This window comes from Herbaspirillum sp. alder98 (genome assembly GCF_020179755.1).
Classification (GTDB): Bacteria; Pseudomonadota; Gammaproteobacteria; order Burkholderiales; family Burkholderiaceae_D; genus Herbaspirillum.
Genome location: NZ_JAIUCY010000003.1, coordinates 285,146 through 297,972, shown reverse-complemented (window position 1 = coordinate 297,972; position 12,827 = coordinate 285,146). Strand labels below are relative to the sequence as shown.

The 12,827-nt window shown below is 59.8% G+C and carries 8 protein-coding genes; 4 read left to right on the top strand and 4 right to left on the bottom strand.

Going from position 1 to position 12,827, the window contains the following annotated elements:
• The first annotated feature begins 214 nt into the window (after positions 1-214).
• From LBW87_RS09250 to waaA, 4 genes are all read left to right on the top strand, one after another.
• A complete protein-coding gene (locus LBW87_RS09250; protein ID WP_225201154.1) occupies positions 215-1,588 on the top strand; it encodes a phosphomannomutase/phosphoglucomutase in 1,374 nt (457 codons plus the stop codon).
• Between the two features lie 46 nt (positions 1,589-1,634).
• Positions 1,635-2,612 carry a lipopolysaccharide heptosyltransferase I gene (waaC, locus tag LBW87_RS09245; protein WP_225201153.1) on the top strand — a complete coding sequence of 326 codons (978 nt, stop codon included), beginning with the start codon at positions 1,635-1,637 and terminating at the stop codon, positions 2,610-2,612.
• A gap of 146 nt (positions 2,613-2,758) precedes the next feature.
• Positions 2,759-3,628, top strand: coding sequence for a Kdo hydroxylase family protein (locus LBW87_RS09240; protein ID WP_225201152.1), 870 nt, complete (start codon positions 2,759-2,761; stop codon positions 3,626-3,628).
• Complete coding sequence (waaA, locus tag LBW87_RS09235; RefSeq protein WP_225201151.1) at positions 3,628-4,917, top strand: lipid IV(A) 3-deoxy-D-manno-octulosonic acid transferase; 1,290 nt, start codon at positions 3,628-3,630, stop codon at positions 4,915-4,917. Before LBW87_RS09240 ends, waaA begins: the two co-directional genes overlap by 1 nt.
• Here the strand turns inward: waaA and LBW87_RS09230 are convergent.
• The 4 genes from LBW87_RS09230 to LBW87_RS09215 form a co-directional block, all read right to left on the bottom strand.
• Positions 4,914-5,915 carry a UDP-glucose 4-epimerase family protein gene (locus LBW87_RS09230; RefSeq protein WP_413927631.1) on the bottom strand — a complete coding sequence of 334 codons (1,002 nt, stop codon included), beginning with the start codon at positions 5,913-5,915 and terminating at the stop codon, positions 4,914-4,916. The genes waaA and LBW87_RS09230 overlap by 4 nt on opposite strands.
• Complete coding sequence (locus LBW87_RS09225) at positions 5,902-7,860, bottom strand: polysaccharide biosynthesis protein (RefSeq protein WP_225201413.1); 1,959 nt, start codon at positions 7,858-7,860, stop codon at positions 5,902-5,904. Before LBW87_RS09225 ends, LBW87_RS09230 begins: the two co-directional genes overlap by 14 nt.
• A 369-nt stretch (positions 7,861-8,229) precedes the next feature.
• Positions 8,230-9,672, bottom strand: coding sequence for an AdeC/AdeK/OprM family multidrug efflux complex outer membrane factor (gene adeC / locus LBW87_RS09220; RefSeq protein WP_225201150.1), 1,443 nt, complete (start codon positions 9,670-9,672; stop codon positions 8,230-8,232).
• Entirely contained in the window at positions 9,665-12,820 is a 3,156-nt protein-coding gene (locus LBW87_RS09215; RefSeq protein WP_225201149.1) for an efflux RND transporter permease subunit, read from the bottom strand. Before LBW87_RS09215 ends, adeC begins: the two co-directional genes overlap by 8 nt.
• Positions 12,821-12,827 lie beyond the last annotated feature (7 nt).

Sequence of the window (12,827 nt, the reverse complement as noted above, 5' to 3'; positions counted from 1 at the left end):
TGCACAGCGTGTACGCCAATTTGTCGGAATTGGTGGGGCGCACGCGCAAATTACTTGCTATTGGTTTGCCGATTGAGTTTTCTTTCAAGCTTTGAGTCCGCAGGAAACTCTACGGTTTGATTTCGCTCGTAGGTTTGCAAAGATGTTTTGGCTTTTGCGGATAGTATTCAGTCGTATATCCCACTTTTCTTCTTTCCGGCCTATCTCACTTCATATGAACCTATCACCATCCATATTCAAAGCCTACGATATCCGGGGCATCATCGATAAAACCCTGAATGGGCAGGTAGCCCGACAGATTGGTCAGGCTTTCGGGGCCGCGGCGCTGGCGCGCGGTCAGAAAAAAGTGGTGATCGGGCGAGATGGCCGCCTCTCGGGGCCGGAACTGGCGGCTGAATTGGCGCGCGGGTTGCAGTCGGTCGGGGTGGATGTCATCGACCTCGGCATGGTCGCAACACCGATGGTTTATTTCGGGACCAATGTGCTGGATACGCAATCGGGCATCATGGTCACGGGCAGTCATAACCCGCCTGACTATAACGGTTTCAAGATGGTGTTGGCAGGTGAGGCGATTCATGGTGAAACCATTCAGCAGCTGTACCAGGCTATCGTCGAAGGAGTGTTTCCCAAGGGTAATGGCGGTTACGTCACCCACGATATCAGGCAAGCATACATTCAACGGATGATCGGTGACGTCAAGCTGGCGCGGCCCATGAAGATTGCCGTGGATTGCGGCAACGGGGTGGCGGGTGCGTTTGCCGGTGAAGTCTACCGCGCACTGGGTTGTGAAGTTACCGAACTGTTTTGCGAGGTGGATGGCACGTTTCCGAATCACCATCCGGACCCGGCCCACCCAGAGAATCTGCAAGATCTGATTGGTTGCCTGCAGGAAAGTGACAATGAGATTGGTTTGGCTTTTGACGGCGACGGAGATCGTCTGGGTCTTGTGACCAAGGACGGTCAGATCATCTATCCGGACCGTCAACTGATGCTGTTCGCCGCCGATGTGCTAAAGCGCAATCCGGGCCAGCAAATTCTTTATGACGTGAAATGCACTCGTCATCTAGCCCCATGGATTTTGGCGCGTGGCGGTCAGCCGCTGATGTGGAAGACCGGGCATTCGCTGGTCAAGGCCAAATTGCGTGAAACCGGTGCTCCATTGGGCGGTGAAATGAGCGGACACATCTTTTTCAAGGATCGTTGGTTCGGGTTCGACGATGGCCTGTATGCCGGTGTACGCATGCTCGAATTGCTGGCGCGGGAGCCTGATCCGTCAGCCACGCTCAATGCCCTGCCGCAGTCGGTCAGTACGCCTGAGCTTCAGCTGCAGATGCAGGAAGGCGAAAATTTCGCGCTGATCGCGCAATTGCAGGGCGAGGCCAGCTTCGACGGCGCGCAAGACATTATTCGCATCGATGGTCTGCGTGTCGAATACGCCGACGGTTTTGGTCTGGCGCGCGCTTCCAATACCACGCCGGTCGTAGTGCTGCGATTCGAGGCTGAAACCGAGGGAGCGTTGACAAGAATTCAAAATGAATTCCGCAAGGTCATATTAGCGGCGCGTCCGGATGTAACTTTGCCGTTCTGATCGGGTAAGATGCTGGCCCATTGAATACAGTCATTCCGGGCCAGCCTTGAAGATCCTTATCGTTCGCGTTTCGTCGCTCGGCGACGTCGTCCACAACATGCCGATGGTGGCAGATATCCGTCGCCATTATCCGGACGCGCAGATCGACTGGGTAGTGGAAGAGGCCTATATCAGCCTGGTCCGACTCAATGCGCATGTGGACCAGATCATTCCGGTGGCATTGCGACGTTGGCGAAAAACCCTGTGGTCGGCCATTACCAGGGCCGAGATCGTCGCTTTTCGCCAGCAGCTGCGTGCACGGCATTACGATCTGGTCTTCGATACCCAGGGCCTGCTCAAGACCAGCGTGCTCATGCGCATGGCGCGTCTGGCGCCGGGCGGCAAGCGGGTTGGACTGGCCAATGCAACCGAGGGCTCGGGCTACGAGCCGTTGTCCCGTATTTTCCATGATCAAAGTATCAAGGTCGGGCTGCATACGCACGCCGTAATGCGGGCCCGGCTGGTAGCCGCAGGCGCACTCGGCTATGTGGCCGATGGCGATGCCGATTTTGCCTTGCAGGCGCCCCCGCAAACACATCTGGATTGGATGCCGGCCAGCCCCTATGCAGTATTTTTTCACGGGACGGCGCGCGCGGCCAAGCAGTGGTCACAGGAGCAATGGGTTGCGTTGGGGCAGGCCATCGCTGCACGCGCCGTGCCGGTGTTGCTGCCATGGGGGAGCAACGACGAAAAACAGGTCGCACAGCTGCTGGCTAGTCAGATCCCCGGGGCTAAAGTATTGCCGGCGTTGCCGCTGATGGATGCGGTCAGTCTGGTCTGGAGGGCGCGCCTGGTGGTGGGGCTTGATACCGGTCTGACGCATATCGCTGCGGCCTATTGCAAACCTACCGTGGAGATATATTGCGATTCGCCGCGCTGGAAGACCGAGGGGAACTGGTCGTCCGCAGTCATTAACCTCGGAGACGCCGGCTTGCCGCCAAGTGGGGATGAGGTATTAGCCGCGGCGATGAGTCTGCTTGATTGACCCAGGGACATATGCGTTGATGCGCGTCAAAATTCCCTTTCAAACTTTTTCAAACAGCCTCGAAGCCGCCTGTGGCGGCCCTCTTAAGGATTCTCGGGGCGGTTGCCTAGAAACACATGATGAAAGCTTGAGGGCATAATAGAGGGATGGAATCGCAAATTTTCGAGATCGATCTGTCCACCTGGCAGATTGACACCCCCAACGACCAATGGATTACCGCGCTCGAGGCAGGCAAGGTTCTGTATTTTCCGAACTTGCCTTTCGAATTGCTGGAGTCCGAGCGCAGCCTGCTCGACCCGGCGGTACGTGATCCCAAGATACGCAATATCAGTCTCGACGCACGCGGGCATCTCAAGGGCGCGGCTGGCGATACCGAAGTGCAACTGGCGCTGGCGGTCATGATCGGGCGCTTTCGCGAGCAGGCGCTATCGCTGGTTCATTCGCTGTTACCCAAGTACGCTAAGGCGTTGCGTCTGGCCCCCACCAGTTATCGTCCGACCAAGGTAGAAACCCGATCACAGTCGTGGCGCGCCGACGATCGCCGCATGCATGTCGATGCCTTCCCTTCCCGGCCCAATCATGGCGAGCGCATCTTGCGGGTGTTTACCAACGTCAATCCAGAGGGGCAGCCGCGCGTCTGGCGTGTAGGTGAGCCGTTCGAAACAGTGGCGCGGCGGTTTTTGCCACGTGCCAAGCCATACGTGCACTGGCAGGCAAGTGTGATGAAGTCGCTCCACGTTACCAAGTCGTTGCGGAGCGAATATGACCATTTGATGCTGCAGTTGCATGACGGCATGAAGAAGGACATGGTGTTTCAGCAAGAAGCCACGCAGGTTACCGTGCCGTTTCCGGCAGGGTCGGTATGGGTGTGTTTTTCCGATCAGACTTCGCATGCTGTGATGTCTGGCCAGTACATGCTTGAACAGACGTTGCATCTGCGGCCGGAAGAACAGTATGACCCTGCTTCGAGCCCGCTGGCCATCCTGACGCGCCTGGCAGGCCATCCGCTGGTTTGATGTCGCGCATACTTTATTCTGCCTTGTGGTGGATCGCCATGCCGCTGGTATTGCTGCGTCTATGGCGAAGGGGACGAAAAGAACCCGGGTATCGTCGGCACATTGCAGAGCGGCTTGGATTCTATTCCGGGTCAGTGCGAAGCAACGCCCGCTGCATCTGGGTGCATGCAGTGTCGGTTGGCGAGACCCGCGCCGCAGAGCCGCTCATCGATGCCTTGTTGCGTCAGTATCCACAGTACGCCGTCGTACTCACGCACATGACTGCGACCGGGCGTACTACCGGTGCCCAGCTGTTCGGCAAATACGGTGCCCGGGTGCAGCAAAGCTTTCTGCCTTATGACACAGGGTGGATGTGCGCGCGCTTTTTACGGCATTTCCGGCCGCTTGCATGCATTCTGATGGAAACAGAAGTCTGGCCAAACCTGATGGCGCAGTGCCGGCAGCACAATGTGCCGGTGATGCTGGCCAACGCCCGCCTGTCCGAGCGCTCGTTGCGTCGCGGGCAGCGCTTTGCCGGTTTGCTGCGTCCCGCGGCCGACGCCATTGTCAGCGTGGGCGCGCAATCCGATGCCGACGCGCAGCGCCTGCGTGCTTTTGGCGCGCGGCATGTGGAAGTAACGGGAAGCCTGAAATTCGACGTGCAGGTTCCGCCGGCGATGGCCGAGCTGGGCTCCGCCTGGAGGCAGGCCGTTGGCAAACGCCGTGTTCTGTTATGTGCCAGTACGCGCGAAGGAGAAGAAAAGCTGATCCTCGATGCGCTCGAAAAATTGGGCAAATCGGAATGGCTGACCATCATCGTGCCACGCCATCCTCAGCGTTTCGACGAAGTTGCTACGCTGGTGACGGCTCGGGGTTTGTCATTGCTGCGACGCTCGCAGCCCCGCATTGATTTCGGCGTCGGGGGGGCCGACGTGGTGCTGGGTGATTCTATGGGGGAGATGTTTGCCTACTATGCCGCTTGCGACGCAGCTTTCATTGGCGGCAGTCTGTTACCGCTGGGCGGGCAGAATCTGATCGAGGCCTTGGCGCTGGGCAAGCCGGTCATGATTGGCATGCACACCTTCAACTTCGAGGGCATCACTGAGCAGGCCATCGCAGCCGGCGCAGCAGTGCGAGTCGCCGATGCAGGTGAATTGTTGCGCGGCTGGCGCATGCTCATGGACGACGCTGACCGGTATGCACGGATGAGCAGCGCCGCGCTCGCCTTTGCCCGCAGTCACCAGGGCGCCACCGAGCGCACCATGGCCTTGCTTACGCCATTGATTTCCGGCTTTAACCAGACGATTTAAGGCGCCGCGCGGTAAGCCGCTGCCGTACGGCGTAGCGCCTCATCAATCGGCACTGGTGGAGTCCAGCCAAGTAATGTCCGGTTCTTTTCGATATCGACCTGCAACGACCCGCACAGCCGTTGTGCAATACCGGGCCGGCCCAGCAGGCGTGCCGCAAGTGTCAGCAAGCTTGCTGGGAACGGTAGCAGGCGCGCCGGTTTGTCCAATGCCTGCGCAGTCTTTCTGAGTAAGCCGGTGGTCGACAGGTCTTCACCATCACTGACCAGAAATATCTGCCCGACCGCGGCCGGGTGCCGGCTGCACACGATGATCAGATCGACCAGATTGTCGAGCGCCACCATGCTGCGACGATTGCCAAGGATGCCACCCAGCGGTAGCGGGACGCCCTTGTCCAGCCAGCGCATCATGGACAGGAAGTTGGCCTTGACCCCTGGGCCATAAACCAGCACCGGCCGGATGATCACTACTTCCATTGCACCCTCGGCAGCCAGTTGCAGCAACTGCTGTTCTGCTTCCATTTTTGAAACGCCATACGGGTCAGAAGGGCGGGGCACGTCATCGGCTCGAAATGGAAGGCCGGGCGGGGTTTGTTCGCCGTTGACCTTGATCGAACTTATAAAGACAAAACGCCGTACCCCTGCCGACATAGCCTGGCGAGCCAAATGCAAGGTGCCGTCGACGTTGACGCGGCGAAATTCCACAAGCGGGTCGGCAGCCGTATCGTTCATCACGTGAACGCGGGCAGCGCAGTGTACGACCACATCGACATTGGTCAAAGCAGATGACCAGTCGCTTGTGCCGGAAAGTTCACCCACGACGACCGGGCGCACCAGTGCATTCGGAGACGCGATGGCATCGGAACGCCTTAACGCCGCCGTGATGGTGCCGGGGAAATCTGCACGGCGGGCAAGCAATTGTCTGATCAGCGCACTGCCAACGAAGCCGGATGCACCGGTAACGAGAATGTTCATCGTATCGGCCCCGTCACGCTGCGCCATGCAATACGCACTCTTCCAACCCTGCTGTTCCCTGTTCCAGATAAACCCAGTCGACAATGTGTTCATGGGGGGCATAGCCTGAAACGAGCTGTAGCATCATTGCTCGAATCACCCCTACGTCGTTTGCGTCGAGTGCCGCTTCGAGCTTGGCCAGCTTGGGCTGCAACTCGCTCCAGGCGATGAAATCTTCGCGCGCCTTCATGATGCGCTGATGCTGGGTTGGCATGGGGTTGTCACCGATAAGAAGTTCTTCATAGAGCTTCTCCCCCGGACGCAAGCTCGTGATCTGAATGTCGATATCGCCTTCCGGATGCTTTTCGTCCTTCAATGAAAGACCGGACAGTTCGATCATGCGCCGTGCCAGATCGATGATCTTGACCGGCTGCCCCATATCAAGCACGAAGACGTTGCCACCGCTACCGGCCATCGCACCGGCCTGGATGACCAATTGGGCGGCTTCAGGAATGGTCATGAAATAGCGTGTGATATCGGGATGGGTCAACGTTATTGGCCCGCCGTCGCGTATCTGCTGGCGAAATTTTGGTACCACCGAGCCCGACGATCCAAGCACATTGCCAAAGCGAACCATGGTAAAGCGGGTAGAGGTCGTGACCGCAGCCAATGCCTGCAATACCATCTCGGCCATTCTCTTGCTGGCACCCATGATATTGGTGGGACGCACGGCCTTGTCGGTACTAATCAGCACAAAGTCGGCAACGCCGTGGTCCGCCGCTGCCTGAGCGGTGGTCAGTGTGCCCAATACATTGTTCTTGATGCCCGCCGCCGGATTATGTTCAACCAGCGGCACGTGTTTGTAGGCCGCAGCGTGATAGACAGTGTGGGGTTTCCAGGCGCCCATGATTTCCCGCATGCGATTGCGCTCCTGCACGGCTGCAAGCAATGGCACCAGCTTAATGTCGCGACCGGCCAGCTTGGTTTCGAGCTCCTGATGGATCGCGTATAACGCAAACTCGCTCTGTTCGATCAGTAACAGTTTTTCCGGACCGATGGCCAGGATCTGGCGGCACAGTTCGCTACCGATGGAGCCTCCTGCTCCTGTTACGAGCACGACCTTGTCTTTCACATTCTTGATCAAAAGAATGTGATTGGGCGACACCGGCTCGCGGCCCAGCAGATCATCGATATCCAGGTCTCGCAGATCCGAAATGCTGAGCTTTCCTTGCGCCAGATCGGTCATGCTGGGCAATGTCCGGACCGAAACATGGGCGGTGCGAATTTCTGCCAGAATTTCATTGCGACGCTTGCGCCCGATACCCGGCATCGCCAGCAGCACGGTATCGATGTTGAGTGTCGGAACCAGACTAGGAAGGTCACCCGGGTTGTAGATGGGCATGCCGTTGAGGACATGCCCGTGCAGGCGCTCGTCGTCGTCGATGAAGCCGATGACTGCCATTTCAACGCTGTTGGTCATAGCGGTTGCCAGCTGGCGGCCGGTCTGACCCGCGCCATAGATGAGCACTTTGGGCCGCTTGCCGCGTTTTACGATGCTTTGATACTGACCGCCGAACCACGCATGCGCCACCGCACGTGAGGTTCCGATTGCCAGCAACAGCAAAATCGGCTGGATGATACCGATCGTGCGGGGTACTTCAGGAATGCCAACTGCAGTAAAAACGCACGCATAGATCAGCCCGTATATGGCGACTGCGCGAGCTACCGTCAGCAATGCCGGCAAGCCGCTGTATCTGAAAATCGCCCGGTACAAACCGGAGGTCACGAAAATAGGCAAGGCGATGCCTACTGACGCCAGCGCTGCCAGCAGGGTGTTGCCCGAAAGGTAGACAAAATCACCTAGCCGCAGATAGAACGCAAGCCACACGCTCAGAATGCACAGGCATAGGTCAACTGAAATTGCGATTAGCCGCTTTGCAGTTCGGGGCAGAGCGAGCAGGGGGACCGCAAGTTTTGAGAGGGGCTTTTTCATCATGATGGTTCTACGACCAATTGCTTTGAGCTCGACGCTGACGCACATGAAGCGGGCCGACCGGCTTTCAAGGGCGCTGGCTTTGGTTCTAAAAGGCTGACGCCGCCAGACCGGGGCCCGGCGATCACATCTGGGCAGGCACTTGGCAAGACACCATCTAGATATCAATACCTAGCAATAAAAGGTTGGCTTCTTCTCATTGTCTTTTTGTTGGTGCCCAGCGTGGCAAGATTTTGCCATAGATGAAGAAATCATGAATTAATTTCTTATGGGAAACGTTGATTTTGCGCACTAAGCCGACGGCGCAAAAACAAGGGCCCCGGCTGCTTTCGCTGTCGGGGCCCTTGCCATAGACGGTGTTGTCGGCTGCTATCGGGCCGTGGCTACGCTACCGGTATTCTCGTTCAACCCACCCCCCAACGCCTTATACAGATCAATGGCATTGTTCAGCCGCAACTGACGCGCCTGGATCAGCGCCTGCTGCGCCGAGAACAGGTCACGCTGGGCATCCAGCTGGTCCAGCGACGAAGCGATGCCATTCTTGAAGCGCAGATCGGTCAACTTCAGCCGTTCCTGCTGCGAATTCAGGAAAGCTTCCTGCGCCGTCACCTGCTCGTCCAGGCTGCCACGGGCAACCAGGGCATCGGCCACTTCGCGGAAAGCGGTCTGGATCGTCTTTTCATACGTCACGATGGCCTTGTTCTTGCGCACTTCAGCCAGATCCAGGTTGGCGCTGTTGCGGCCGAAATCGAAGATCGGCAACGACAGTTGCGGCCCGAACGACCACGCACCCGAACCCGATTCGAACAGGCCACCCAGCGTACGGCTGGCGCTGCCCAGGCTGCCGGTGAGCGAAATGCTCGGGAAGAACGCCGCGCGCGCCGCACCGATGTTGGCGTTGGCCGCCAGCAGGCTTTGCTCGGCCGAGCGGATGTCGGGACGGTTGATCAGCAGGTCCGAAGGCAAGCCCGCCGGAATGTCGGTGACGATCTTTTCGTCCGACAGCAATTGCGTGGGCGGCAAGTCATTGACCTTACGTCCCACCAGCAGCGTCAGCGCATTGTCGGCCTGGGCCCGTTGGCGTTGCAGCTGGGCGCGCGCCACGCGGGCGGATTCGACCAGGGTCTGCGTCAGGCGGAAATCCAGCGCCGATGTCGCACCGACGTCGAAACGCTTTTGCGCCAGCTGGATGTCGGATTCGCGCGACTTCAACGTTTCTTCCGCCAGCAACAGCTGCTCGGCGTAGGAGCGCTCGGTCAGGTAGGCTTGCGCCACCTGGGCCACCAGGCTGATCTGCGCCGACTTGCGCGCTTCTTCAGTGGCCAGGTAGCTTGCCAGTGCGGCGTCCTTGAGGCTGCGCACGCGACCGAAGAAGTCCAGTTCGTAGGCCGGTACCGCCAGGCCTACCTGGTAGCTGTTGCTCACAACGGGCTGGCCGGTCAGCGATTGCGACGCGGCCGTGCGGGTGCGGGCGGCCGAGCCGGTAGCGTTGAGGGTGGGCAGCAGGTCGGCGCGGGCGATCTGGTACTGCGCCCGCGCTTCTTCGATATTGAGCACCGCAGTGCGCAGGTCACGATTGTTTTCCAGGGCGGCGGCGATCAACGATTGCAGCCGCTGGTCCGGGAAGAACTGGCGCCAGCCCAGGTTGACCGCATCCAGTTCGGCGCGGCCTTCGGTGGCAGCCGGGTAGGCCGATTCCACCGGCGCCTGTGGCCGTTCATAGGTGGGGGCCAGCGAGCAGCCGCCCAGTACGCCGGCGACCGCCAGCACTGCGCAAAGCTGCGTCAGTCGCGGCATCGACAGTTTAGCCATTGTTATTCTCCGAATTAATCTTTGGGGAGTGCTCGGCGTCGAACTTCTTCTGACGCTCGCTACCCTTGAACAGCTTGCGCACCACCACGAAGAACACTGGCACAAAGAACACGGCCAGCACCGTCGCGGTGATCATGCCACCCATCACGCCGGTACCGATGGCGCGTTGGCTGGCCGAACCTGCACCACTGGCGATGGCCAGCGGCAGCACGCCCAGGATGAACGCCAGCGAGGTCATGATGATCGGGCGGAAGCGCAGGTGCACCGCTTCCAGCGTGGCTTCGATCAGGCCCTTGCCCTGCGCCTGCAGGTCCTTGGCGAACTCGATGATCAGAATCGCGTTCTTGGCCGATAGACCCACCACCGCAATCATGCCCACCTTGAAGTACACGTCGTTGGGCATGGCGCGCATGGTCACGCCCAGCAGTGCGCCGAGAATACCCAGCGGCACCACCAGCATCACCGCCAGCGGGATCGAGGTACTTTCATACAACGCCGCCAGCACCAGGAACACCGCGATCAGCGACAGCGCATACAGTGCCGGCGCCTGGTTGCCCGAGGTCTTTTCTTCCAGCGACTGGCCGGTCCATTCGAAACCGAAGCCTTCCGGCAGCTTGGCCACGAACGATTCCAGTTCGGCCATCGCTTCGCCGGTACTGCGGCCAGGTGCTGCACCGCCGGCGATCTTCATGGCCGGATAGCCGTTGTAGCGGATCAGTTGCACGGGACCATTGATCCACTTGGCAGTGACGAAGGCCGAGAACGGCACCATCGTCCCCGATGCGTTGCGGGCATACAGGCCGGTCAGGTCTTCCGGGTTCAGGCGGCGCTGGGCGTCGGCCTGCACGATCACGCGTTGCTGACGTCCCTGGTTCGGGAAGTCGTTCACGTAGGACGAACCCAGTGCCGTCGACAGCACGCTGTTGATGGTCGAGAACGGCACGCCCAGTGCATTGGCGCGGTCGCGATCGATATCGAGTTGCAGCTGCGGCGCATCTTCCAGGCCTTCCGGACGCACACCTGCCAGCACCTTGCTTTGCGCTGCCATGCCCAGGATCTGGTTGCGTGCCTTGACCAGTGCTTCGTGGCCCAGACCGGCGCGATCCTGCAGACGGAAGGTGAAGCCGGTGGCGTTACCCAGTTCCGGGATCGGCGGCGGGTTCAGCGGGAACACGATCGCGTCCTTGATGCCTGCGAAGGCGCCGAAGGCCTTGCCGGCGACGGCATCGGCCGATTGCGACTTGTCGCGCTCGCTCCAGTCCTTCAATGGAGTAAACACCAGCGCGGCGTTCTGACCGCTACCCGAGAACGAGAAGCCGAGCACCGCAATGGCGTGTTCGACGGCAGGATTCTTCAGGTAATAGTCTTCCACCTGCTTGACCACCTCGATCGTGCGGCCCGTGCTGGCGCCCGGTGGCAACTGGATGTTGGTGATGATGTAGCCCTGGTCTTCGTTCGGCAGGAACGAAGCCGGCAGGCGCGTGTACAGCAGCGCCACGCCACCCACGATCAACGCGTACAGGATCATGTAGCGACCGGCCTTGGTCAGCATCTTGGCGATGAAGCCCTGATAGCCATTGGCGGTGCTGTTGAACTTGCGGTTGAACCAGCCGAAGAATCCACCCTTTTCGTGGTGATGACCCTTTTCGACGGGCTTGAGGATGGTCGCGCACAGTGCCGGCGTCAGCGTGAACGCCATCAGCACCGAGAACACCATCGAGGCCACCATCGACAGCGAGAACTGACGATAGATCGCGCCCACGGCGCCGCCGAAGAATGCCATCGGGATGAACACCGCGATCAGCACCAGGGTGATACCGATCAGCGCGCCGCTGATCTGGCCCATCGCCTTGCGGGTCGCGTCGGCGGGCGAAAGACCTTCTTCGCTCATGATGCGTTCGACGTTTTCAACCACCACGATCGCATCATCGACCAGGATACCGATGGCCAGCACCATGCCGAACATGGTCAGCACGTTGATCGAGAACCCGAACAGCAGCAGCGTGGCGAAGGTGCCCAGCAGCGCCACCGGCACCACCACCGTCGGGATGATGGTGTAGCGGATGTTCTGCAGGAACAGGTACATCACCAGGAACACCAGCACAATCGCTTCGATCAGGGTCTTGACCACTTCCTCGATCGAGATCTTGACGAACTTGGAGGTGTCATAAGGGATGGTGTACTTCACGCCGGCCGGGAAATACTTGGCCAGTTCTTCCATCTTCTTGTGCACGGCGGTGGCAGTGCCCAGCGCATTGGCGGTCGGCGACAGCTGCACGCCGATGAAGGCGCTGGGCTTGCCGTCCAGGCGACCCGATGTGTCATAGGTCTGGCCACCGACTTCGATGCGGGCGACATCGCGCATGCGCACGGTGGAACCGTTGGCATTGGCGCGCAGGATGATGTTGCCGAACTGCTCGGGCGTGTTCAACTGGCCGTTGACCACCACGGTGGCGGCCAGCTGCTGCGAACCCGGGCTGGGCAGGGCGCCCAGCGTGCCGCCTGCCACCAGCGCGTTCTGCGCGGTGATGGCGGCGGTGACGTCGGCCGGTGTCAGGGACAGGCCGATCAGCTTGTTGGGATCGATCCAGATGCGCATGGCGCGCTCGGTGCCGAACAGCTGCGCCTGGCCCACGCCTGGCACGCGCTTGACTTCGTTGAGCACGTTACGCGACAGGTAATCGCCCAGCGCCACCGGATCGAGCTTGCCGTCGGTCGACGACAGGCCGATGAACAGCAGGTAGTTGCTGCGCGACTTGACCACTTGCACGCCCTGTTGGGTCACGGCTGCCGGCAGGCGCGCCTCGACCCGCTTCAGGCGGTTCTGTACGTCCACCGCAGCCAGGTCGGGGTTGGTCTCGGGCGAGAAGGTGACGGTGATCTGCACCTGGCCGTTGGCCTGGCTTTGCGACTCCATGTATTGCAGGCCGTCGGCGCCGTTCATTTCCTGTTCGATCAGGCTGGTCACCGAATCGTCCAGGGTCTGGGCGGTCGCGCCCGGATAAGTTGCCGTCACCACGATGGTGGGCGGCGCGATACTGGGATACTGGGCTACCGGCAAGCCGGTGATCGCCAATACCCCGGCCAACATGATGAAGATGGCCAACACCCACGCAAATACGGGGCGATCAATGAAAAACTTTCCCATCTGGCAA

Coding starts and splice junctions, on each gene's coding strand:
- LBW87_RS09250 (WP_225201154.1), top strand. CDS start 215: ATGAACCTATCACCATCCATATTCAAAGCCTACGATATCCGGGGCATC.
- LBW87_RS09240 (WP_225201152.1), top strand. CDS start 2,759: ATGGAATCGCAAATTTTCGAGATCGATCTGTCCACCTGGCAGATTGAC.
- waaA (WP_225201151.1), top strand. CDS start 3,628: ATGTCGCGCATACTTTATTCTGCCTTGTGGTGGATCGCCATGCCGCTG.
- LBW87_RS09230 (WP_413927631.1), bottom strand. CDS start 5,915: ATGGCGCAGCGTGACGGGGCCGATACGATGAACATTCTCGTTACCGGT.
- LBW87_RS09225 (WP_225201413.1), bottom strand. CDS start 7,860: ATGAAAAAGCCCCTCTCAAAACTTGCGGTCCCCCTGCTCGCTCTGCCC.
- adeC (WP_225201150.1), bottom strand. CDS start 9,672: ATGGCTAAACTGTCGATGCCGCGACTGACGCAGCTTTGCGCAGTGCTG.
- LBW87_RS09215 (WP_225201149.1), bottom strand. CDS start 12,820: ATGGGAAAGTTTTTCATTGATCGCCCCGTATTTGCGTGGGTGTTGGCC.